Annotated in this window: 25 protein-coding genes; 20 read left to right on the forward strand and 5 right to left on the reverse strand. The window is 53.0% G+C overall.

Annotated features, from left to right (window positions below; all coding sequences use genetic code 11):
* The first annotated feature begins 29 nt into the window (after nucleotides 1–29).
* From AAA927_RS00785 to clpP, 9 genes are all read left to right on the forward strand, one after another.
* Nucleotides 30–434 carry a hypothetical protein gene (locus AAA927_RS00785; protein WP_338214781.1) on the forward strand — a complete coding sequence of 135 codons (405 nt, stop codon included), beginning with the start codon at nucleotides 30–32 and terminating at the stop codon, nucleotides 432–434.
* A 20-nt stretch (nucleotides 435–454) separates the two neighbouring features.
* Nucleotides 455–841: a hypothetical protein gene (locus tag AAA927_RS00790; RefSeq protein ID WP_338214783.1), complete on the forward strand. Its 387-nt coding sequence runs from the start codon at nucleotides 455–457 to the stop codon at nucleotides 839–841.
* A gap of 1 nt (nucleotide 842) precedes the next feature.
* Nucleotides 843–968, forward strand: coding sequence for an XkdX family protein (locus AAA927_RS00795; RefSeq protein WP_338214785.1), 126 nt, complete (start codon nucleotides 843–845; stop codon nucleotides 966–968).
* Nucleotides 969–979: 11 nt separating this feature from the next.
* Nucleotides 980–1945: an Ig-like domain-containing protein gene (locus AAA927_RS00800; RefSeq protein ID WP_338214787.1), complete on the forward strand. Its 966-nt coding sequence runs from the start codon at nucleotides 980–982 to the stop codon at nucleotides 1943–1945.
* Between the two features lie 13 nt (nucleotides 1946–1958).
* A complete protein-coding gene (locus AAA927_RS00805; protein ID WP_338214789.1) occupies nucleotides 1959–2360 on the forward strand; it encodes a hypothetical protein in 402 nt (133 codons plus the stop codon).
* 13 nt (nucleotides 2361–2373) lie between these two features.
* Nucleotides 2374–2553 (forward strand): hypothetical protein, encoded by a 180-nt coding sequence (locus AAA927_RS00810; protein ID WP_338214791.1) that lies wholly within the window; start codon nucleotides 2374–2376, stop codon nucleotides 2551–2553.
* Entirely contained in the window at nucleotides 2531–2818 is a 288-nt protein-coding gene (locus AAA927_RS00815) for a holin (RefSeq protein ID WP_338214793.1), read from the forward strand. The genes AAA927_RS00810 and AAA927_RS00815 overlap by 23 nt, the downstream gene beginning before the upstream one ends.
* Complete coding sequence (locus AAA927_RS00820; protein ID WP_338214795.1) at nucleotides 2818–3759, forward strand: N-acetylmuramoyl-L-alanine amidase; 942 nt, start codon at nucleotides 2818–2820, stop codon at nucleotides 3757–3759. The genes AAA927_RS00815 and AAA927_RS00820 overlap by 1 nt, the downstream gene beginning before the upstream one ends.
* Nucleotides 3760–4088: 329 nt before the next feature.
* Nucleotides 4089–4679: an ATP-dependent Clp endopeptidase proteolytic subunit ClpP gene (gene clpP / locus AAA927_RS00825; RefSeq protein WP_125580942.1), complete on the forward strand. Its 591-nt coding sequence runs from the start codon at nucleotides 4089–4091 to the stop codon at nucleotides 4677–4679.
* 72 nt (nucleotides 4680–4751) lie between these two features.
* Here the strand turns inward: clpP and AAA927_RS00830 are convergent, their stop codons facing one another.
* The gene (locus AAA927_RS00830; RefSeq protein WP_338214797.1) at nucleotides 4752–5201 is read right to left on the reverse strand and encodes a MarR family winged helix-turn-helix transcriptional regulator; all 450 of its coding nucleotides are present in this window, start codon (nucleotides 5199–5201) and stop codon (nucleotides 4752–4754) included.
* A gap of 410 nt (nucleotides 5202–5611) precedes the next feature.
* Between AAA927_RS00830 and AAA927_RS00835 the strand changes: the two genes are divergently transcribed.
* The 11 genes from AAA927_RS00835 (at nucleotide 5612) to smpB (ending at nucleotide 18245) form a co-directional block, all read left to right on the forward strand.
* Complete coding sequence (locus tag AAA927_RS00835; RefSeq protein ID WP_204118862.1) at nucleotides 5612–6649, forward strand: sugar-binding transcriptional regulator; 1038 nt, start codon at nucleotides 5612–5614, stop codon at nucleotides 6647–6649.
* 37 nt (nucleotides 6650–6686) lie between these two features.
* Nucleotides 6687–7709 (forward strand): type I glyceraldehyde-3-phosphate dehydrogenase, encoded by a 1023-nt coding sequence (gene gap / locus AAA927_RS00840; RefSeq protein ID WP_125580936.1) that lies wholly within the window; start codon nucleotides 6687–6689, stop codon nucleotides 7707–7709.
* A gap of 194 nt (nucleotides 7710–7903) precedes the next feature.
* The gene (locus AAA927_RS00845; RefSeq protein ID WP_125580934.1) at nucleotides 7904–9094 is read left to right on the forward strand and encodes a phosphoglycerate kinase; all 1191 of its coding nucleotides are present in this window, start codon (nucleotides 7904–7906) and stop codon (nucleotides 9092–9094) included.
* Nucleotides 9095–9121: 27 nt separating this feature from the next.
* Entirely contained in the window at nucleotides 9122–9877 is a 756-nt protein-coding gene (tpiA, locus tag AAA927_RS00850; RefSeq protein ID WP_204118863.1) for a triose-phosphate isomerase, read from the forward strand.
* A gap of 65 nt (nucleotides 9878–9942) precedes the next feature.
* Nucleotides 9943–11247 carry a phosphopyruvate hydratase gene (gene eno / locus AAA927_RS00855; protein ID WP_125580930.1) on the forward strand — a complete coding sequence of 435 codons (1305 nt, stop codon included), beginning with the start codon at nucleotides 9943–9945 and terminating at the stop codon, nucleotides 11245–11247.
* Nucleotides 11248–11397: 150 nt separating this feature from the next.
* Complete coding sequence (locus AAA927_RS00860) at nucleotides 11398–12621, forward strand: MFS transporter (RefSeq protein ID WP_204119386.1); 1224 nt, start codon at nucleotides 11398–11400, stop codon at nucleotides 12619–12621.
* 93 nt (nucleotides 12622–12714) lie between these two features.
* Nucleotides 12715–14277: a ClC family H(+)/Cl(-) exchange transporter gene (locus AAA927_RS00865; protein ID WP_338214805.1), complete on the forward strand. Its 1563-nt coding sequence runs from the start codon at nucleotides 12715–12717 to the stop codon at nucleotides 14275–14277.
* A gap of 96 nt (nucleotides 14278–14373) precedes the next feature.
* Entirely contained in the window at nucleotides 14374–14610 is a 237-nt protein-coding gene (gene secG, locus AAA927_RS00870; protein ID WP_125580924.1) for a preprotein translocase subunit SecG, read from the forward strand.
* Nucleotides 14611–14655: 45 nt separating this feature from the next.
* Nucleotides 14656–15381: an alpha/beta hydrolase gene (locus AAA927_RS00875; RefSeq protein ID WP_338214809.1), complete on the forward strand. Its 726-nt coding sequence runs from the start codon at nucleotides 14656–14658 to the stop codon at nucleotides 15379–15381.
* Complete coding sequence (gene rnr, locus AAA927_RS00880) at nucleotides 15378–17750, forward strand: ribonuclease R (protein ID WP_338214811.1); 2373 nt, start codon at nucleotides 15378–15380, stop codon at nucleotides 17748–17750. Before AAA927_RS00875 ends, rnr begins: the two co-directional genes overlap by 4 nt.
* A gap of 21 nt (nucleotides 17751–17771) precedes the next feature.
* Nucleotides 17772–18245, forward strand: coding sequence for an SsrA-binding protein SmpB (gene smpB, locus AAA927_RS00885; protein WP_125580918.1), 474 nt, complete (start codon nucleotides 17772–17774; stop codon nucleotides 18243–18245).
* Between the two features lie 95 nt (nucleotides 18246–18340).
* On the opposite strand, the gene AAA927_RS00890 is transcribed toward smpB, so the two are convergent.
* The 4 genes from AAA927_RS00890 to AAA927_RS00905 form a co-directional block, all read right to left on the reverse strand.
* A complete protein-coding gene (locus tag AAA927_RS00890; protein WP_338214814.1) occupies nucleotides 18341–19522 on the reverse strand; it encodes a class I SAM-dependent methyltransferase in 1182 nt (393 codons plus the stop codon).
* 154 nt (nucleotides 19523–19676) lie between these two features.
* Complete coding sequence (locus AAA927_RS00895) at nucleotides 19677–20915, reverse strand: MBL fold metallo-hydrolase (RefSeq protein WP_338214816.1); 1239 nt, start codon at nucleotides 20913–20915, stop codon at nucleotides 19677–19679.
* A gap of 529 nt (nucleotides 20916–21444) precedes the next feature.
* Nucleotides 21445–21786 (reverse strand): DUF2200 family protein, encoded by a 342-nt coding sequence (locus tag AAA927_RS00900; protein WP_338214818.1) that lies wholly within the window; start codon nucleotides 21784–21786, stop codon nucleotides 21445–21447.
* 111 nt (nucleotides 21787–21897) lie between these two features.
* Nucleotides 21898–23193, reverse strand: a complete 1296-nt coding sequence (locus AAA927_RS00905; RefSeq protein ID WP_338214820.1) for an ABC transporter substrate-binding protein — start codon at nucleotides 23191–23193, stop codon at nucleotides 21898–21900.
* Nucleotide 23194: the final 1 nt, after the last annotated feature.

A 23194-nucleotide genomic window follows, 5' to 3' on the forward strand; every position in this document is an offset into this window, starting at 1 on the left:
GCTGACTATCTCTATAAGGAGAGATTGAAATGGCAACTTGGACCAAAATCGAAGATGGTATGGCCAAAGGCGGTTCCGCCATTCAGGCTGCACTAGAAGCACTCAATAATGGAAAGCAGGAAGCGTCAGAACTCATCCACAAGACTGCGACGAACGGATCTATTTCGATTGATTTCTACCGTAAGGGAAGTGTATGCACTGCATCTGCAACCTTCAGCACTAGCGCGGCCCTATCGCGTGGTGGTGTGATTTGCGATGTTCCAAGCGGCTTCATCCCGGCGACATATAACCGGCGCGCAATCGCTAAGGGTGGCACCGTGGCGTATATGCTGCTATTCAATGACACACAGTTGACTACGAACGACGCTATCCCTGCAGGCACGTACGTCAGCTTCCAGGCAGCGTACTTCACAGATGACGACCTTCCAGACTAAACAAAACGGAGGTAACTGAAATGGCACTTATCAAACTCAAGATTGACCAGTCAGGCGAAATTATCGCCAAGGGCTGGGCTAACCCAACCAAACGAAAGGCTGGTGAGGTCACAGCAGACGGCTTCACCGTCTACGACCTGGCAGATGAAGAAATCGCCAAGATTGTACTTGGCCACAGCAAGCTGGCTGACGGCACAGTGACGGTCGATGCTGACTATGTCGCACCAGCTGACCCAGAGCCAGAAGCACCGCAGCCAAGCGCAGACATGCAGGCCATCGCCTTGCTTACGAAGCAACTGGCAACCGCCAAGGCTGACGCCGCTGCCGCACAGCAGACGGCCACCATGGCTCAAACAGCCACAGTAGCATTGACGAAAGAACTCGCTGCACTCAAGGGGGCAAACTAATATGGATTACATTTTGGATTACTACAAGCTCGGCTTATTCACAGACGCTGACATGGCAGACTTCGTAGCCGTTGCTATGATCACCCAGGCACAGTATGACTCAGTCAAGGCCACACCTGCCGCTTAGGGGGCGAGCGTATGACTAAGATACGGTCGATCCCACTTAGCTTCTCCACTAGCCGTAGCGCTGACCCTATCGTGACTGATGCCGTCGACTTCGCAAACGACAGCGATTTCCGCTTCAAGTTTGTACTGCCTAACGACAGCATCACACCCACCGGCGCTACGGTGACCGTAAAGGTCGGCAAGCAGGCTGCGTCGTATGATGTAGACGCGTCTACACTTACCTGGACAATCCCAGACACGCTGCACACCTGTACGGATCCAATCGAGGTCGAGGTGGTGCTGCAGAATGGCGCTGAAACCATCAACGCGCAGCGGTTCACTTTCAAAGTGGTCCAGGCACTTGGCAAAGACCTGGAGCCTTTCCCTGGCTTGACGCCGCTGACATTTGAGAGCGAACTCAAGCGGGTCATCGCCGAGAACCCAGACCTCATCGGAGCTGGGAGCAAAGGCGAGAAGGGCGATACTGGCGATACTGGGCCACAGGGACCGCCGGGGCCACCAGGCGCCGATGGTAAAGACGGAGCAAATGGCACTGATGGTAAGGACGGCATGTCCGAAGACGATGTTAAGACTTTCATCTCTCAGCAAACGAAGTCTTTGCAAGACGCATTGGAAACATGGGGAACTTCAACATTTGCGCCACTTACTGCGGGAGTAAAAGCCACTAAAATTCAGCAAAAGAATAACCAATACTCCGCAAGCATTAAAGTTGGCGGAACTTTTCAAATGGTGCCTGTTCTTACACCTGCGGATGCTACGGATGTTGTGAAATATTATTACGACACAACCAAAACTGGGACAAATCTGGTAGCAACAGTAGATGCCAATGGCTTAGTTCAGGGAGTGAACCCGGGAACAGCTATCATCTACATGTCAACCGTAGCCGGCGAAACGTTTGACCGGATCGGAAAGCTCGACGGATATGTTCAAGGGTTCGTACCGATCTATGGTGTTCATATTACCGTCAGCGCGACATAGGGAAGTGAGAAAAGTGAAACCAGAAGATGAACTACAGTGTATTAGCCACAATCTGAATAGGAACCGATTTTGGCTATACACTGGCATTGAAATGCTAGGGTTGGCCTTTTACTTTGTCTGGGCCAATCGCTACTTTGAATTTCCGCCACCTGCACGTGAGATTTTGTCAGTGCTGGATGATCCCATGCCACTGCTTTTGATTGCCGCCATGGCCGGATACGTTTTGGCTTGGAGCATTTGGAATTTTCACCACTTCCACGCAAAACAAGTTGCGGTCGGTTTTGCGATGGCTGTGATGATGATTTACTTCTTGGCTTTCCTAGTCCGTGACCTGGATCTAGGCCAGATTTCTTTGGGGACAATCTTCACTGGGATAGTCGTCCTAAGGGTGGTGCATGAGGCTGTAGTCAAGTGAAAGGATGATGGCGATGAGCGAAGCCGTGGTAATAGCATTAATCTCGGCAATCTCCGGCATCATCATCGCAGTGATTAACGGTCGTGACCACACTGATAGAGACGATGTAGATAAGTTGGAGCATGAGGTACGTGAGCTTCAAAGGGAGCTAAAAGGAAGGAAGCGTAGAGATGGAAATCATCCAAAGTCTTAATTTAGCAACGGCCGGTGAGATTATTATCGCCGGTCTTTTCGTATACGCAATTACTCAAGCAATCAAGCAAACTAAGCTGCCAAACATCTGGATGCCGTGGGTGTCCATGCTGATCGGCTTAGTTGGCGGCATTGTAGCCGTTGCAGTCACTGGGGCCAATAACTGGGGCGGCGCCGCATTAGTTGGCGCTGGCATCGGTGCCGCAGTCAGTGGGCTGTTCGATGGCTTCAAGGCGTTTTGGCTTAAGTTTAAGGGGGAACAATAATGGTCAATATTAATCGGCAATATCTGATTAACCCTGGCACTGGGCACACAATCGGCAAGATTGCTGTTGTGCATTCGACCGCGACTGCTGGCAATCCTCCAGCCACCAACTTCGGCATTGCCTTCCACCGCGATTGGCGTAAGACACAGACCTTTGTCCACTACTTCGTGGATGACACGAATACGGTGGTGCAAGTCGCCGAAGAAGGTGTGACCGCCTGGGGCGCTGGCTATGCTAACAAATACGCCCCGCTGCAAGTGGAGCTGTGCGAATACTCTGACCGCGCTCGTGCGCTCAAGGCGTACCGCAACTTCGTTAGTTTCGTAGCGGCACGGTGCCGGGCGCTTGGCATTCCACTCACCCTGGACGACGGCAACAAGACCGCCGGCATCAAGTCACACAACTGGTGCAGTCAGAATTACGGCGGGTCTGATCACACGGACCCATACGGCTACCTGGCTAAGATTGGGATTAGTAAGGCGCAATTCGCCAAAGACTTGGGTGCTGCTACCGGTTCTGTTAGTGTCACTCCTGCGCCGAATGCAAAGCCAGCCCAGGACGAAACGGGAGACCTGGAAGTCGATGGCTTCTTTGGTGATAAGTCAGTCCGCCGCGCCGAAGCTCTAGAGAAGCGTACGCAGGACGGCGTAATCTCCAGCCAGGACATGGCTTGGACGAATGCCAAGGGCTACAAGTTCATTGATGCGCGGGCCTTGCCTGCGGTTCAGTGGGTATCAAGCAAGGCGGCAGTTGGGTCACAACTAGTGGGCATCTGGCAGCAACGCCTAGGCTTGCCAGTTGACTACAAGATTGGGCCTAAGTTCTACCACGCAGCGCTCAAGTATTATGGCTTCAAGATTGACAACTCTTGGACTTCGCCAAGCAACCTGGTCAAAGCGATGCAGCGCCAGATGAACAGCGGTCAAAAGCTGTTCTCATAGCAGCTTGAATAGCCTCACTCCTTCGGAGGTGGGGCTATTTTTTGTGGGCGAGGTGGCATTCGAGGTGGCATCGCACTCTACAAGCGTTGGTCTAGCACGGTGCTATACTCCCGGGCTGCGCAGCATGATCAACGAAACGTCCAGTGATGGGCGTTTTTGTTTTCTCTAAGTTAATCGTTGATAAGCGCAGGCCTGATATTTTGGCGCTGCGCTATGCTAAACTAGAGCCAAGCAAAGGCAAAGAAAAGATTTGACCTTCTTTGACTTTAGCTTTATACTTAGCACTGTACTTTTAAGAGTGCTAAAACTCGCGATGAGGAGGTTCCAATATGTTAGTTCCGACAGTTGTTGAACAAACCAGCCGCGGCGAGCGTGCCTATGACATTTACTCCCGCCTGTTAAAAGACCGGATCATCATGCTGTCCGGGGAGATTAATGACCAAGTGGCCAACTCGATCATTGCCCAACTCCTATTTTTGGACGCGCAAGACCCTGATAAAGACATTTACCTCTACATCAATAGCCCAGGTGGTGTGATCACCTCTGGTCTGGCGATGCTGGACACCATGAACCTGATCCACGCCGACGTGCAAACCATTGCCATCGGGATGGCGGCTTCCATGGCTTCCGTACTGTTAGCCGGCGGGAAGAAAGGCAAGCGCTTTGCATTGCCTAACTCCGAAATCCTGATTCACCAGCCATCTGGCGGTGCCCAGGGCCAGCAAACTGAAATCGAAATTGCCGCTGAAGAAATCTTGAAGGCTCGCAAGAAGCTGAACAAGATTCTCTCTGACGCCACCGGTCAAACCGAAGCGAAGATCAAGAAGGATACCGAACGGGACAACTACCTAAGCGCTCAAGAAGCGAAGGATTATGGCCTGATTGATGATATTCTGACCTCTAAGGCCGACCAAAAGTAACACCAGCGCCAACCAAAAATCGCCAGTCCGTTGCGAAAGCAACAGGCTGGCGATTTTTTGGTTGGCGCTCGTTTAGTTCAAAGATTCATCTGGAATGGCGGCTAGGTTGCCGTCCACCCGATCGACGCTTTCCTTAATGGCCACGTATGATTCTTCTGGCAAATTCAGCAGGGTCATGCAGGAGCCGACGTGTTCATAAATGTCATCACGCATCATTTCGGCTTTCTCGGTCAGGCTGACATCAACGCGGCGTTCGTCAACAGTCGAACGCTTGCGCGAAATCCAGCCGTCTTTTTCCATCCGCTTCATCAGCGGCGTCAAGGTGCCGGAGTCCAGGTCCAACGCCTGGCCGACTTCCTTGACCGACATCGTGCCATGTTCATAAAGTGACAGCAGGGTGATGTATTGTGGATAGGTCAGTTTGTACTTGGCCAGCGCCTGTGCGTAGAAATGATTGAACTGTTTTTGGGCCTTATAGATTGAAAAGCAAAGTTGCTCATTCAAACGAATTGGTTTTGTCATTGTCATGCCTCCAGATTTGCGGCCATCGCATTTGTCGAGATTATTGTACACGATTGAATGGAGCAATGGAAGTTTTTATTGCTGCCGCAGCCGTTGTGCAGACCAAGTCGGAATCGAATGAAAATCCCGTGAGAACAAAGCCGAATTTGGGCTCCCGAAACTGGCGGCCGCAAAGCGCCGCAACCGATTTCAATCCGAAAATAGTCATGGCTCGGGCGCCTAATCTTCCATATTTTGAACCTTTTGGGGAGATTGGGCGTTTTGCTTGCTTGCTTTTGGAGCAGTGGTTATAATAGGAGTCGTTGGTAAGGAAAAACAGGTCGCACTGGGGTTCCTAATTTTTTTACAAGTGCTGGGTCGTCATATGACACAGCGGGACACAGTGAGACCCACAAGAAGGATAATGACCTATGCATTCTGAATTCGCCTGGATCGAAGCAATCGCGCCAGACCTCATGGGCGTGATTACGAAACGTTATCAGATCCTTCAGTTCATTAGCTGGATGGCACCAGTTGGTCGGCGTTCACTTGCCGAGCAAATGAAGATTTCAGAACGGGTGCTGCGAACCGAGACCGACTTTCTGCGCAAGCAGGGGCTGATTGAGAGCTCAAAGTCCGGCATGGTCCTTACCAGCCAGGGTATTGAAGTCTTTGAAGGCTTGGAGCAGTTTATGAATCAGCTGCTTGGGTTCAAAGAAGACGAGAAGCGCTTGGCCGACAAGTTGGGCATTGATCATTGTCTCATCGTTAACGGCGATGCTGATCAAAGCAGCCGGGTGTTGGACGAAATGGGCAAAGAGCTCAACCAAACCTTGCAGCTAGTGCTACCAGCTGGCCGGCTGACCGTCGCCGTCATGGGCGGCACCACGATGGCGCGGGTCGCCCAGCAGATGACCTACAAGCTGTCGGCAGGCCGCGAGTTGACCTTTGTGCCAGCCCGCGGCGGGGTCGGTGAGGCGGTAGCCATTCAAGCCAATTCCGTCGCCGCCAGCATGGCTGAAGCAACAGACAGCAAGTATCGCGTGCTTTACATTCCTGAAAATGTCAGCGCCGAAACTTACCAACCTTTGCTCAAAGAGCCATCGGTGCAAGAAGTGCTTCAATTGATTGACAATGCTCAGGTTGTGATTCATAGTATAGGGGATGCCTTGGTCATGGCCAAGCGTCGTTCCATGGCTCCCGCTACCATTGCCAAGCTGGTCGAGAAGCATGCCGTTTCAGAAACTTTCGGCACGTTCTTCGATGAAGCCGGGCAGGTCATTTACAAGATCCCAAGAATTGGTTTGCAGATTCCGGATCTTGATCATATCCCATATGTGTTCGCCGTCGCCGGAGGCAAATCCAAAGCCCAAGCGATTGCGGCTTATATGAAAAATGCACCGAGTCGGACGTGGCTCATCACGGACGTCGGTGCCTCAAATGCGATTTTAACTGGGGAAACCCGTTAGAATAAAACTCTTATTTCCTAAAGGAGGAAATTTTAGCATGACTGTTAAAATTGGTATCAATGGTTTTGGCCGTATCGGTCGTTTGGCTTTCCGCCGCATCTTCGAATTGGGCGCCAAGAGTGACGACATCGAAGTTGTCGCAATCAACGATCTGACCAGCCCAGCGATGTTGGCTCACCTGCTGAAGTATGATTCCACACACGGCACTTTCCCTGGTGAAGTCAGCGCTACCGACAACGGTATCGTTGTTAACGGCAAGGAATACCGCGTTTACGCAGAACCACAAGCACAGAACATTCCTTGGGTTAAGAACGACGGTGTTCAATATGTCCTCGAATGTACTGGTTTCTACACCTCTGCTGAAAAAGCTCAGGCTCACTTGGATGCCGGTGCAGAACGTGTTCTGATCTCCGCTCCTGCCGGCAAGATCCGTACGATCGTTTACAACGTTAACGACAACGAATTGACTGCTGACGACAAGATCGTTTCTGCTGGTTCTTGCACGACCAACTGCTTGGCACCAATGGCTTACTTCCTGAACAAGGAATTCGGCATCGAAGTTGGTACCATGACCACGGTTCACGCTTACACCTCCACTCAGATGCTGTTGGACGGCCCAGTTCGCGGCGGCAACATGCGCGCTGCTCGCTCTGCTGCGGTTAACACCATTCCTCACAGCACCGGTGCTGCTAAGGCTATCGGTATCGTTATCCCAGAACTGAACGGCAAGCTGCAGGGCCACGCACAGCGTGTATCTGTTGTCGACGGTTCTTTGACCGAATTGGTTTCCATCCTGAAGACCAAGAACGTTACGGCTGACCAAGTTAACGAAGCCATCAAGAAGCACACTGAAGGCAACGAAAGCTTCGGCTACAACGCTGACGAAGTTGTTTCCTCAGACATCATCGGCACCACTTACGGTTCAATCTTCGACCCAACCCAGACCGAAGTTACAACCGCCGGTGACTACCAACTGGTTAAGACGGTTGCTTGGTACGACAACGAATATGGCTTCACTTGCCAAATGATTCGTACCCTGCTGAAGTTTGCTACCCTCTAATTCGTTAGAGTAAGCTCATTTCAACCGTTTGATGAAGAGGGCGGAGGGAGTAACTCCCTCCGCCCTTTTTTCAAGGCTCCGGTTCACATCCGTGGACTGGGCTTGCCGTGGCGGCAGCGATGCCGCTAGGGCAAACCTAGTCCGCGTTTGGCCGGGCTTTAAGTGGACATCCATTTTTAGGAGGGTTTTATTCAATGGCTAAATTGATCGTTTCTGATTTAGACGTTAAGGACAAAAAAGTCCTCATCCGGGTCGACTTCAATGTGCCGATCAAGGATGGCGTTATCGGTGATGACAACCGGATCGTGGCAGCTTTGCCAACCATCCAGTATGTGATCGACCATGGTGGCAAGGCCATCTTGCTGTCACACTTGGGCCGCGTGAAGACTGAAGAAGACAAGGCTAAGTTGAGCCTGCGTCCAGTCGCAGAACGCCTGTCCGAATTGCTGAAGAAGCCAGTCACCTTCGTTCCCGCAACCCGCGGTCCAGAACTGGAAGACGCCATCAACAAGATGAATGACGGCGATGTTCTCGTGATGGAAAACACCCGGTTCGAAGACTTAGATGGCAAAAAGGAATCCGGCAATGACCCAGAATTGGGCAAGTACTGGGCTTCCTTGGGCGACCTGTATGTCAACGATGCTTTCGGCACCGCACACCGGGCCCATGCTTCTAACGTCGGCATTGCTTCCAACATGAAGCAAGCTGCTGCTGGTTTCTTGATGGAAAAGGAAATCAAGTTCTTAGGCGACGCGGTACAAAATCCAAAGCGCCCATTCGTTGCTATCTTAGGTGGTGCGAAGGTTTCCGATAAGATCGGTGTGATCCGCAACTTGGTACCAAAGGCTGACAAGATTATTGTCGGTGGTGGTATGACCTACACGTTCTACGCTGCTAAGGGTCTGTCAATCGGTAAGTCCTTGGTTGAAAAGGACAAGATTGAACTGGCTAAGCAGATCATGGACGAAGCCGGCGACAAGTTGCTTTTGCCAGTCGACAACGTGGTTGCCACTGAATTCTCTAACGACGCCCCACACAAGGTCGTTGAAGGTGCCATCCCTGATGGCTACATGGCGCTTGATATCGGCCCGAAGTCTGTTGAAGACATCAAGGCTGCTTTGAAGGGTGCCAAGACGGTGGTTTGGAACGGGCCAATGGGCGTGTTCGAAATGCCTAACTACGCCAAGGGCACGCTGGAAGTCGGCGAAGCGCTGGGTGCCTTGAAGGACGCTACCACCATTATCGGCGGCGGCGACTCCACTGCGGCTGCTAAGCAGCTCGGCATCGCGCCTCAGATCACCCACATCTCCACTGGTGGTGGTGCAAGTCTTGAATACCTTGAAGGTAAGACTTTGCCAGGAATCGCTGCGATTTCCGAGAAGTAATCACTGCGTTTGGAAAGGAAGTTTGTAATGCGTACACCAATTATTGCCGGGAACTGGAAAATGAACAAGAACCCGGAAGAAACCCAAGCCTTCTTAGATGGCGTTAAGGGCAAGTTGCCAGAATCCAGCAAGGTGCAAACCGTCATTGCCGCACCGGCAATCGATTTGTCCACCTTGGTGGCTGGCGCTAAAGGCACCCCGCTGCAGACCGCAGCTGAAAACAGCTACTTCGAAGACGAAGGCGCCTTTACCGGTGAAACCTCACCAAAAGCCCTTAAGGAAATGGGTCTGGACTATGTCGTGATCGGCCACAGCGAACGCCGCGGCTACTTCCACGAAACCGACGAAGACATTAACAAAAAGGCTCACGCCATTTTCAACAATGGCCTGCTGCCAATCATCTGCTGCGGCGAAAGCTTGGCTCAGCGTGAAGCTGGCCAGACTGAAGACTGGGTGGCTTCCCAAGTTGAAGCTGCTTTGGCCGGCCTGTCTGCAGACCAAGTTAAAGTCGCTGTGATTGCCTACGAACCAATCTGGGCCATCGGCACCGGCAAGACGGCTACGGCTGATCAGGCCCAAGCCGTGGTTGCGCACATCCGCGCAACGGTCGCTAAGTTGTACGATGCTGATGTGGCTGACGCCGTTCGCATTCTTTACGGCGGTTCCGTTAAGCCTGCTAACGTCAAGGAATTGATGGCTAAGCCTGATATCGATGGCGGCTTGGTCGGCGGTGCTTCCATGGATCCGGAAAGCTTCATCGCCTTGGCCAACTACCAAGACTAATCACGCCTGCGTGATCAACTCAAATTAAAAAAAGTGCCTTCGGGCAAAAATAAAGGAGAAGACATATGTCTATCATTACAGATGTTTTGGCTCGCGAAGTCTTAGATTCTCGCGGCAACCCGACTGTTGAAGTTGAATTGTACACCGAAGATGGCGGTTTCGGCCGTGCTTTGGTGCCATCAGGTGCTTCTACTGGTGAACACGAAGCCGTTGAACTGCGTGACGGCGACAAGTCCCGCTTTGGCGGCAAAGGCGTTTTGAAGGCCGTTGCTAACGTCAATGACGTGATTGCAAAGTCCGTGATCGGTTTGGACGCTACTGAACAGCGCCTGATCGACAAGACCATGATCGACTTGGACGGCACCCCGAACAAGGGCAAGCTTGGTGCCAACGCCATCTTGGGCGTTTCCTTGGCTGCAGCCCGCGCTGCTGCTTCTGAAGTTGGTCTGCCATTGTACCAATACCTTGGCGGCCCTAACGCTCATGTGCTGCCTACCCCAATGATGAACGTCCTCAATGGTGGCGCGCACTCCACGAACACCGTTGACTTCCAGGAATTCATGATCATGCCAGTTGGCGCCAAGTCCATGCGCGAAGCAATCCGCATGGGTTCTGAAACCTTCCATGCTTTGCAGGCACTCTTGAAGGAAAAGGGCGACATCACTGCTGTCGGCGACGAAGGCGGCTTTGCTCCTAACTTGAAGGATAACGAAGAAGCCTTCGAATTCTTGGTTGAAGCTATCACCAAAGCCGGCTACAAGCCTGGCGAAGATGTTGCCATCGCCTTTGACGTTGCTTCCTCAGAGTTCTACGATGCTGAAAGCAAGAAGTACACCCTGAAGTGGTCTGATCCTGACACGTCTTACACCACCGACGAATTCATCGACCTGATCGCTGGCTTCGTTGACAAGTACCCAATCGTTTCGATTGAAGACCCAATCGACGAAAACGACTGGGAAGGCTGGCAGAAGATCACGGCTAAGTTGGGCGACAAAGTTCAACTGGTCGGCGATGACCTGTTCGTTACCAACACCGATTACCTGAAGAAGGGGATCGACATGGGCGTTGCGAACTCCATCTTGATCAAGCTTAACCAAATCGGTACTTTGACCGAAACCTTCGAAGCCATCGAAATGGCTAAGGAAGCCGGCTACACCGCCGTTGTTTCCCACCGTTCTGGTGAAACCGAAGACACCACGATTGCTGACCTCGTTGTTGCAACGAACGCCGGCGAAATCAAGACTGGTTCCATGAGCCGGACCGACCGGATTGCGAAGTACAACCAGTTGATGCGGATCGAAGACGAACTTGGCACTTCTGCTGCGTACAAGGGCCGCAAGTCCTTCTACAACGTTAAAGCCATCGACTAGTTCGTCATTGAAGCGTCTTACCTGCGGGTGAGGCGCTTTTTTTGTGGGCTGGAAGGCCGCCTTTCAGGCCCAAAACCCAAAAATTCACAAAAAATTCACAATTTTCGTCCATGCTTAAGAGACTAGTGTTTTCAGAAAGGCGGAAAGATCGTGGACGAAAAGCAACGGGAGCAGAGCCCTTGGCGGCGGAACCTCTCTGTTTTGTGGGGCTGCACGTTTGTGGCGGGGATCGCGTTTTCAGAAATTACGCCATTTATGTCCCTATACGTTGCCCAATTGGGGGACTTTACCAAAAATCAGATTTCCTTTTACTCAGGTGTGGTCTATGCGGCGACCTTCTTTGTGACAGCGATTGTGTCGCCAATTTGGGGCGCCTTAGCGGACCGCAAAGGCCGGAAAATCATGCTGATTCGGGCGAGTCTCGGCATGGCGGTGGCGATGTTTTTGATGGGTCTGGTCACAAATGTTTGGCAGCTCATTGCCCTGCGTGCGCTGCAGGGGTTGTTTTCTGGGTTCGTTTCTAATGCCCAGGCACTGATTGCCTCGCAGGCCCCCCGTAAAAATGCCGGCAAAGCCTTGGGCACCTTGGTCACCGGCTCGACTTCCGGCATGCTGATGGGGCCGGTGATTGGCGGCGTTTTGGCCCAGCTGGTGTCGATTCGCGTGACTTTCTTTATCACGGCGGGCTTGCTGCTACTGGCAGGCATTATTTCGGGCCTGTTTGTCACTGAGGCGTTCGTGCCGGTGGAACACAAAAAGGATGGGAAAAGCGGTTTGGCTGGTTTGCTCGGTCAGTTCCGCGATCCGCGGCTGATCATTGTGTTGCTGCTGTCCACGATGTTTGTGCAGTTAGGGAACGCCTCAATTGCGCCGATCATCAGTTTGTACGTCAAGGAACTGATGCATAGCCAAGGGCTGTACGCTTTGGTGGCTGGTATCATAGCTGCCCTGCCTGGGATTTCTAACATTCTGTCGGCGCCGCGGCTGGGGGCATACGGCGACCGCCATGGCTCAGGCCGCGTGCTGGTGGCAGGGTACTTATTTGCGGTGCTGGTATACCTACCGCAAGGCTTTGTCACCTCAGTGGTGGTCTTAGGCGGATTACGCTTTTTGGTCGGGATTTCCGATGGCGCCTTGTTCCCCACGATTCAAACCTTGCTCACGAAAAACTCGCCTTCCAGTGCGACCAGTGCGATTTTCTCCTGGAATCAGTCCTTCCAGGCTCTAGGCAATATGTTTGGTGCGCTGCTTGGCGGGACGTTGGCCGGGTTGTTCGACTACAATGTGGTGTTCATTACCACTGCCTTGCTATTGCTGATTAACTTTGCGATGCTGTGGTTCACAGAACCCTCGCTGCGGCATCAAAACGCATAAGAGGCTTTGCTTCGCGGCGGCGAGGTGAAGCTTTTTTTGCAGGCGAGCAGCGGTGTATACTAAGCAAGGAAACAGAGTTGGGGAGGTTAGGTTGTGCTTGAGGCAATACGTCAACATTTAGATCCCACGCGCCTGCGCTTTGTGGGCTTCGGACTGCTGGTTGGGGTGCTGACCGGCGGTGTGGTGGCCACGTTTCGTTGGGCGATTGAACATATTTTGCAGCTGATGCAGCAGCTTTATCGCCAGCCGACCAGTGGCAAATTGCTACTGATTGGGCTGGCGAGTATTGTGCTCGGCGTCATTGTCGCACGGCTACTGAAAAGCGAGCCGAATATTGCTGGTTCTGGGATTCCCCAGGTTGAAGGCCAGCTGGCCGGGGAAATGGACTTCAATTGGTGGTCGATACTCTGGAAGAAGTTTGTGGCCGGGATTTTGAGTATCGGCCCGGGGCTGTTTCTGGGCCGTGAAGGGCCTTCGATTCAGCTTGGCGCGGCAGTCGGGCAAGGTGTGGCCCATGGCTTCAAGCGTAGTGGTAGCGATCGGCGCATCATGATTGCGGCCGGCGCGGCCGGCGGCTTAGCGGCGGCATTTAATGCGCCGATCGCGGGCACGATGTTCGTGCTGGAAGAGGTCTATCATAACTTCAGCCCGCTGGTTTGGCTGACCAGTTTGGCCAGTGCGGTGGGGGCGAACTTCATCTCACTGAATGTTTTTGGTGAGGTGCCGGTACTGCATCTGGTGTATGATCGGCCGCTGCCGCTGGCGCTGTATTGGCATTTGCTGCTGTTGGGGGTGTTGCTGGGGCTGCTGGGCTTTTTATACCAGCAGGTGCTGCTGGCGATGCCCAAGCTGTATCGGTACACTAAAATTCCGCGGGCGTATCAGGGCCTGGTGCCATTTTTGCTCGTGATTCCCATTGGGGTGGTCGCCCCGAACATTTTGGGTGGGGGCAATGGCCTCATCACTGGCTTTAACCATGCCATTCCGGCGTTGGGCATTTTGGTTGCCATTTTCGCCGTGCGGTTCATTTTCTCGATGGTTTCTTATGGCTCCGGCCTGCCAGGCGGGATCTTCTTGCCGATTTTGTCTTTGGGGGCGGTGATTGGGGCGGTATACGCCGTGTTCATGGCCAATGTGGGGCTATTGCCGCAAGAGTACGTCATGAACCTGATCATCTTTGCCATGGCGGGATATTTTGCTGGCATCGGGAAAGCGCCTTTCACGGCCATTTTGCTCATCACCGAAATGGTCGGCAACTTAACCAACCTGATGGCAATGGCGGTGCTGTCGCTGGTGGCTTATCTGGTGGTCGATTTGCTGGGTGGGGCGCCGATTTATGAATCCTTGCTGCGCCGAATGACGGTGCCCAAGCAAATCGAATCGATTCATCGCATGGATCGCCTTGAGCTACCGATTTATGAAGGCGGCGTGCTGGAGGGAAAGCAGGTGCGTGATTTTGCCTGGCCCAAGCAGACGCTGTTGATGTCGATTCGCCGCGGGGAAAACACGATTATTCCCCATGGTGATACCGTGATTTATGCCGGGGACACCTTGGTGCTGCTAACTGACAGTCAAAAGCGGGCGCAGGTGCGCCAGCAGATTGAAAAGTTAGCGGCCAAACTTTCCACCCAAGAGGAAAAATCCGACCAAGAATAGCGACGGTGCCGCGGCGTTTTTCCTTGTGATGACTAGCCTTGACGGGTGGTTTGTGATAACCTAATGCTAGTAACTTTGTGCAAGGGAGGGAAAAACTTGCAGAGTTTATTTACAACCTTACTCATCATCGATTCAATTCTGATCGTGATTGCGACCTTAATGCAACCAAGCAAACAGCAAGATGCGTTGAGCGCCTTATCTGGTGGCGCCACCGACTTGTTCGGCAAACAAAAATCGCGAGGCTTCGAAGCTTTTATGGAAAAAGTCACCGTGGTCCTCGGCGTTTTATTCTTCGCCTTTTCGCTCGTCTTAGTGTATATTGGCGCCCACTAACGAAGGTCTCCTGGTGAACAGGGGCCTTTTTTTGGAGGTGAGGGCATGAAAGCAGCTTTACACTTACCTGGTGCCAATGCGCTCGGGGTGGTGCTACTCCATGCGTATACCGGCGGGCCGGCGGATATCAATCTGCTGGCGCATGCCCTTAATCGCCAAGGCTACCCCGTGGTGGCACCAGTGTTTGCTGGGCATGAACACAATGACCCAGAGGAGCTACTGCGCCAGTCGCCTTTGATTTGGTGGGACCAAGTTGAAGCCACGGTGGCGGCAATGGCGAATCAAACCGAGCAGGTGGCCGTTTTTGGGCTTTCGCTTGGCGGTATTTTTGCCATGCGGGCGCTGGCGGTGATGCCGCAGGTGACGTTAGGCGGCGTCATTGCCAGTCCGATGATGCCAGGTGCCAGCAACGTGCCGGTTAATTTTTGGCGCTGGTTTAAAGTGGTGCGGCGCCGCCAGGAGCGACCTACTGAGCCAACTGCGGCGCAGCAGGCGGCGTTAACGCAGCAGCTCACGGCGATTGAACAGTTTAACGCTGGCACCCAGCCGCTGCTGGCGGGGTTGACCAAGCCGATTTTCATCGCCGCTGCGCTGGAGGATACGATGATTGATCCGCAGCGCACCATCGCTTTGCGAGCGGCGCTGAAGCGAGCACCAGTCACCTATCAGGGCTATGCCGCTGACCATGTGCTGACCGTCAATGGGGCCCATCACCAGCTTGAACATGATATTGAACAATTTTTAATGAAAGAATATGAGGGACAATTATGACCACAGTCGGCCACTTGCGTAATGAACTACTCGCGACTTTTCGGCGGAATCCCAAAATCGGATTTTCTGTCCAATCACTAAATCGCGCACTGAAACTCACCGATGCCCAAGACTTCAAACTCCTGGTGCAGGCACTGAGCGGACTAGAAAATGATGATTTGATTCACCAAAATGATGAATCCCGCTACATGTTAGGCGGCAAACCTCAGCAGTTGATTGGGATTTTTCATGGCAACGAAAAGGGCTTCGGCTTTGTCGCCGTGGAAGGCCAAGACAACGACATGTTTATCGCGCCGCCGAACACGAAGTTTGCGCTGGATGGCGATACCGTTGAAGTGACGATTGTGCGCCAAGCGCGGCCTGGTGATTCCCGCGGCCCAGAAGCGGCGGTCACCCGCATCGTTGAACATAAAAATACCCGGCTGGTCGGCGAGTATGCCCCGCTATCTGATGGCGAGCATGCCCGTACCGGCTTTATCGGCACGGTCACCAGCCACGAAAAGAAGCTCGCGCGGTATCCCATTTTCATCAAGGATAATGGCACTGTCCCAGAACTCGGCGATATGATCTTGGCCGAAATCACCGAGTATCCGAGCCAGGAGCGGCCTGGTAGCATGGTTGGTCTGCTGGTTCAAAACCTGGGCAATAAAAACACCCCAGGCGTCGACGTCATGTCCTTGGTGTTGGCCAACGATATTTATGTCGATTATCCCGATGACGCGATGAAGCAGGCCAACGATACGCCTGATCATGTCACCGCCGAAGACCGGCTGGGCCGCCGTGATATCACAGACCAGCCGGTGGTCACCATTGATGGCGACGACAGTAAGGACTTTGATGACGCGGTTGTGGCCTGGCGTTTGCCGAACGGGAACTTCCACTTGGGGGTTCACATTGCTGACGTGTCCTATTACGTCACAGAAGGCTCGGCGCTGGATAAGGAAACTTACAAGCGTGGTACTTCCACGTACTTAGTTGACCGCGTCATTCCGATGCTGCCCTTCCGCTTGTCCAACGGAATTTGCTCCCTCAACCCTGATGTTGATCGCTTGGCGATGTCCTGTGATATGGAAATCGATTCAGAAGGCCACGTGGTCAACCATGAAATCTATCAGTCCGTCATTCGTTCTCACGGCCGCCTGACTTATAACAAGGTGAACCAAGTACTGGCAGGGGATGCTGAAGCGCGCGCTGAATACGGCGACTTGGTGCCCATGCTCGAACTGATGGCCGACATGCACAAGATTTTGTATGCGATGCGCCATCACCGCGGGGCCATTGACTTCGAAGAAAACGAAGCCAAGATCATTGTTGATGACGAAGGCCACCCAACCGATATTGTGCTCCGCGAGCGCGGCATTTCCGAGCGCATGATTGAAAGCTTCATGCTGCAGGCGAACGAAACTGTGGCGGAACATTACAACCGCCAGCACCTGCCATTTTTGTACCGGGTGCACGAAACCCCAGATGAAGATCGCATCAAGGACTTCATCGATTTCATGGCCACCTTTGGCCTGCACGTGCCGATTAAAAAGGGCCAGCCAATCACCCCGAAGATGCTCCAAAACGTCAACACGGAGGTCTCAGGCACCCCAGAAGAGATGATGGTCAACGTCAAGATGTTGCGGAGCCTTAAGCAGGCCCGTTACTCCGACGAACCACTCGGGCACTTTGGGATTGCTGCCAAGTATTACTGCCACTTCACCAGTCCGATTCGGCGGTATCCTGACCTGATTGTGCACCGCCTGATTCGGACCTACGCGACCCAAGGCACCGATGAGGCCGTGCAAACCAAGTGGGCCGAAAAGTTGCCTGACATCGCGGTTCAAGCGTCGACTCGGGAACGGCACAGCATCGATGCCGAACGCGCGGTGGATGACCTGAAGAAAGCCGAATTCATGGCTGATAAAGTCGGTGAAGAATTCGACGGCGTGGTTTCCGGTGTGGCCGGCTTTGGGATGTTCGTGGCCCTGCCGAACACTGTGGAAGGGCTCGTGCACATCAGCCGCATGACCGACGACTACTATGGCTTCCTGGAAAGCCAAATGGCGTTGATCGGCGAACGGACGCACCACATTTTCCGCATTGGTCAAACCGTGCGCGTGAAGTTGGAAAATGTCGATGTTGAACAGCGCCAAGTTGATTTTTCTTTGGTGCCAAGTGACAACACGCCAACCACCGACCTCGAAGTGCCGAAGCAGCCGAGTCGGGCGCCGCGCCGCGACAATAACCGTGGCCCAAAGAACGACCATCAGCCGACGGATCGGGGCAAGCGCCATAATGCTAAGCGCCCCACTGGCCAGTCCAAGCCGTTTCGCAATTCCATCGGCAACCAAGTGCGGTCTCACAATCAAGGCCGCAAACATTAGTTAACCAAAGAAGGTGAACCAATGGCCAAAAAGATGAAACCCAAGGCGGACAATGTGCTGGCGCAGAACAAAAAAGCCAGGCACGACTACAACATTTTAGACACCTACGAGGCGGGCATTGCCCTGACCGGCACCGAAATCAAATCGGTTCGGGATGGCAAAACCAACCTGCGTGACGGCTTCGTCCGCATTACCAATGACGAAGCCTGGCTCGTCAACGTCCACATCAGCCCCTACAAAGAGGGCAATCAGTTCAACGTGGATCCGCTGCGTAATCGTAAGCTCCTGCTGCACAAGAAGGAAATTCGCAAGCTGCTGGAGGCTTTGACGCAGCAAGGGCTCACCGCGGTGCCGCTGAAGATGTACCTGAAGCATGGCTATGCCAAAGTGCTGGTCGGCGTCGCCCAAGGGAAAAAGTTGTATGATAAGCGCGAAAGTCTGAAGCAAAAGGACCAAAAACGTGACATTGCCCGCGCCATGAAAGAACGGTACTAAACCAGTCGCTTCCTCGGAGGCGACTTTTTTCTTTGTTAGGCGGTGCTGAATCAAAAACAAGCTGACTCGCGTAAGGCGAATCAGCTTGTTTTGGTTTAGCCGTAAATATAATCCCGCGTTAGCGGCAGCCCCGTGCCAGAAGGGGCTTTGGTGACGAGAAACTGCATGACGTCAATGTTGCCGGATTCAAACGATGCCGCGGCCGCCTGTAAGTATAGATCCCACATGCGAGTGAACTCGAAGCCGAACTGCTTTTGGATGACGTTCCGCTTCGCGTTGAAGTTCGTGTCCCACAGCTCCAGGGTGCGCTGATAGTGGCGCCGCAGTGGCTCCAAATCGGAAACCTGCAGCCCGGCCGCAATGACGTGGTCGATATTTTCGCTGAGGCCGGGAATGTAGCCACCAGGGAAAATGTATTTGTTCAGCCAAGCGTTATTCGCGCCGCCTTGTTGCCGGGTGATGCCGTGGATCAAAGCTGAGCCATTGGGGGCCATCAGCTTGGCCACGTCCTGGAAGTACAAGCCCAGGTTTTCCTTGCCGACATGTTCGAACATGCCGACTGAGGTCACATAGTCATAAGGCCCGTCATCGAGTTCGCGGTAGTCACGCAGTAATACCCGCGCGTGATCTTGCAAGCCGAGTTCAGAGATGCGGGCAGTGACGAAATCGTATTGTTCCTGCGATAACGTGATGCCCGTGACATTGACGTGGTAACGCTTGGCGGCAGTGAGCATCAGGGTGCCCCAGCCGCAGCCGATATCCAGCAGGCGCCGGCCAGGCTGGGGATCGAGTTTGCGCAGGATGTGGTCGACTTTGTTCTGTTGGGCCGAGGTAAGATCTTGATTCCAATCGTCGAAGTAGGCGCAGGAATAGGTCATGGTTTTGTCTAACCACAGTTTATAAAAGTCGTTGCCCAAGTCGTAATGCGCCTGGATGTCTTGCTTGCTCTTTTTTTCAGAATGCGATTGTTTGGGGATGAGGCGCATCAACTTCGGATTGCGCATAAAGCTGCCGCTGCTTTCATAAGCCGCCGTTAAGAGGCGCTGCAAGGCGAAGGGACCGCCGCCGGTCACTTCGATGTCACCGCGCATGTAGGCTTCACCCAGCGCCAATGAGGCATTTTTCAGCAGGTCCTTCACCGGAATGAGCTTGTGCATGTGAATGGTGAGTTGGCTTTTGCCTTCGCCGTACTGCTTCTGCTGCTCGCCGTAATCGACGGTGAGGGGAATGTTGAAAGAATGGGCGAAGAGTTGATCATAGAATTGTTTTTCGAGCATGTTTGACCTCCTATGCCAAAGATAACATCTCTAGCTTACGCGTTTTGACGTGTCAAATGTAAGCAAAAAGCTCAAAAAATCCCCATTAATCAACGACTTGTCACATTGACAGGTGGATTGGTTAATGGGGTTTTCAGAAAAATATTAATATTGTCTATTCCTGGTCAGGTTCGTCTAAAGTGTAGTAAAGATCTTTTTCCGGCAAGAGAATTTCAGCTCGCGTTTGTTCATCGAGTACCGCGGCTTCGCGTTCAGGATGGAAACTGTGCCAGGGCACAATGACCTTGGGCGCCACCATTTGCGCTAACGTCACGAGGTCTTCCCGCAGCGCGTGGCCGGAGCAGGAGAGGAAATGAAGCGGGATGGCATGGTCGGCGAGGAACTGTTTGAGCTGGTTGAACCGTGGGTCGTAATCGCCTAGCGGTTCACCATTCGTGTGCACGTATGCGGAAACTGGTAGCCCGGCTAATTGATCCAGATGCTCAAAGGCGTTTTGCCACAGATAATGGCCAGGGTCTGCTTTAATGTCGCTTAAGGTCACGGTCTGACCGATTACGGCGTCAGGCTGCTGGCCGGTCATCGCCGTTAGCACAGTGGCTTCAGGCTGTTCCCACACCATCACCCGGCCGGCTTCATGGACGGTTTGTTGAATGGCCGCTAGCCGTTCGTAGTTGCGAATGTAAGGGTTAATGACCACCAACTCTGAGGAAGCCTTGAGCAGCGCTGCCAGTTTGGCTTGCATGGTGGCCTCAGTCAGTGGAGCGCTCGGGTGGGCTTGATCTTCCACTGGGGCTGGGGTATCGAAGGAAAAGGTCGTGCCTTCCAGCATTAACATGGAAAGCCCCTTGTCATGGAACTCATGCGCCCAGTGGTCGACCCGCTCCCGGTGCGGGCCATTGAGCCGGACATCGCCGGAGTGCGCATAGAAGCGCTGACCGTCGCCCACCAGCAGGGCCATCACACCAGGTTCGTCATGGTCGGAGGCAAAGCCTTCAACCGTAAAAGTACCCACCGTCAGCGGCTGTTCAAACGCAAGCGGATGCAGGTTTGGTACAGGCGCTTCCATGCCCAACTGAATCAAGGTCTGATATAACTTGAAACTCGGTGCGGACAGGTAGATGGGGATGTCTTTGGTTAGATACTGCAAGGCGCCCATGTGATCGATGTGCAGATGTGAAATGAAAATCGCCTCATGCTCAAAGTGATCCTCAGCCAGGCCAAATAATTCTGGGACGTTCGGTAATTTACCGTTAGCGATGGCAGAAGCCGGCGTCTCATCGGTTAAATCTGCCGCCACCCCAAAGTCCATGATGACCCGGCTGGAGCCTTGCGAGAACTCGACAATATTCCCACCGATAGTTTGCAGTCCATTCAAAAACCTGATTTCAGTCATATTAGCCTCCTAAATTAGCGTAGTCCATTATTGTACGCCTGAAAACGGGAAAAGTCATCAGGCGCAGGCTGCCAAGCGCGGCCGGCCATGCCAACCTCCGCAGGCAGGGACTGGAACGTGGTGGCTAGCGCTTTGAGCCTCGAAGCCCGAGTCTCAAAGTCGCGGCTTGTTCTAAGCCAGAAAATCGTTGGCTAAGAACAATTTCACCACTGAGCCCCTGCCTGCGCGGCCGGCCATGCCAACCTCCCCAGGCATGGGCTGGAACGTGGTGGCCAGCGCTTTGAGCCTCGAAGCCCGAGTCTCAAAGTCGCGGCTTGTTCTAAGCCAGAAAATCGCTGGCTAAGAACAATTTCACCACTGAGCCCCTGCCTGCTCCGGTTGGCCTGACCTACATAGCATTCGGACTCATATGCAGAGCTAACCGGTTTGATTGTTAACGCCGCAGCAGAGAGGTTGCATTGCTAGGAGAATTTCTCCAAGGCGGTTCTTCGGTGATAAGCGACGAGATGATGTTCACATGTCCGGAGGCTTACACGGTCTTACGTTCAATTTTTGCGATGGCTTTGCCTTTGGCGAGTTCATCGACGACTTTATCCATCTGCCGAATTTTCTGCAGCAGAGGGTCTTCAATGGTTTCCACCCGCACGCCGCAAATGACGCCGGTGATTTGGTTGGCGGTGTTTGCCATGGTGGCCTGGGCGAAAAAGTCGCTTAACGAAAGCGTGCTGGTCGCCAGTTGCGCTGCAGAGTAGCCGGTGAGCCAGGTGAGCACAGCGTCAAGTTCGGCTTGCGTGCGGCCTTTGCGGGTCACTTTGTTGACGTACAGCGGGTAGATCTGGTTGAAGGGCATTTCCTGAATGGTTTTAGGCATGGGCGCCACCTCCGTTTGATTTGTCATTATTTTAACTGAATATGCCAAATCCCGAAACGGCAGGCAACAAAAAACCGCCGCACAAGGCGACGGTTCAAAAATACAAGTTGCTTATTTGGCATCCTTTAAGATGACTTCTGTCTTCTTCTGCAGGTCAGCCATGGCGGTTTCAGGCTTGGTGCCCTTGGTTGTCATGTTGTCGACAGCATCGAGCAGGTCGTTACGGTATTCGGTGAAGCCTTTGAATGCCGTGGACTGGAACCCAAAGCTCAGGGAGTCAACCGCAGCCTTGGAGGTTGGGTTCTTCTTCAGATAAGCCTGGAAGGAAGCATCCTTAACGGCAGACTTACGCAGCGGCACATAGCCGGTGGCCTCAGCCCACTTGATGGTTTCTTTCTTGGAGGTCAGGTACTTCATGAAGGCCCAAGCGCCTTTTTGTTCGTCGGTGGAAGCAGACTTGAACATCACAATGTCGTTGCCGGCCAGTTCAGTGGCTTTTTTGCCATTGTAGGTTGGAAGCGGTGCGGTGCCCCAAGTGAAGCCTTTAGGTGCATTTTGCTTCATGGAAGAGATACCAGCTGAAGAACCGAAGTAGAACAGCGTCTTACCAGAAGTGAAGCTCTTGTCGCCGTAGAAGTCTTCGCCGGCGGTCTTAGCTTCGCCGTTTTGGATCATGTTGTAAATCATGTTCGTGACTTTGAGGGTCTTCTTAGAGTCCAAGTTAGCCTTCAGGTCCTTGGAAACAAATGGGTTGCCGGCCTGGCGGGCCAAGCCTTCAAGTTCCATATCAAAGCTGGAGTCGAAGCCGAAGACCATCACGCCTTGGGCTTTCAACTTTGGCCCGAGGGCTTCAAGGTCTTCCCAGCTCTTCGGCATGTCCACGCCAAGCTTCTTCATCAAAGTTGGGTTGTAGTACATAATCCGCGTTGACTTGGAAAATGGCATGGAGTAGTACTTGCCTTCATACTTGGAACTGGTGATGAACGCTGGGTAAATATCGTCCAAACTGCTTTGGCTCAGCTTGTCAGAGCCTTTGAGCATGTATGGATCCAGCGGGGTGATGAAACCGTTGGAAACATAGTCAGGAACGGTGGTGTAGGTTGTCTGGGCAATCGTTGGCAGTTTCTTGGACTTAGCCGCTGCCATGATCTTCTGCTGCAGGGCCGTGTAGTTGCCTTGCGCCGTGCCTTTAACCACATACTTATCCTGGGACTTGTTGAAATCGCTGATAATGCCGTTTAAGGCTTTTTGGTACGGGCCATTCATCCCGTGCCAGAAAGTAATGGTCACTTTTTTGCCACTATCACTACTCTTATCAGAAGCGGAGTTGCCACATGCGGCTAGGCCTAGGCCCAGCACAACAGCAGCTGCCCCAAGTAATGATTTACCCCAAACACTCTTTTTCATG

The sequence above is a fragment of the Lacticaseibacillus salsurivasis genome, from assembly GCF_036246225.1.
GTDB classification, from domain to species: domain Bacteria; phylum Bacillota; class Bacilli; order Lactobacillales; family Lactobacillaceae; genus Lacticaseibacillus; species Lacticaseibacillus salsurivasis.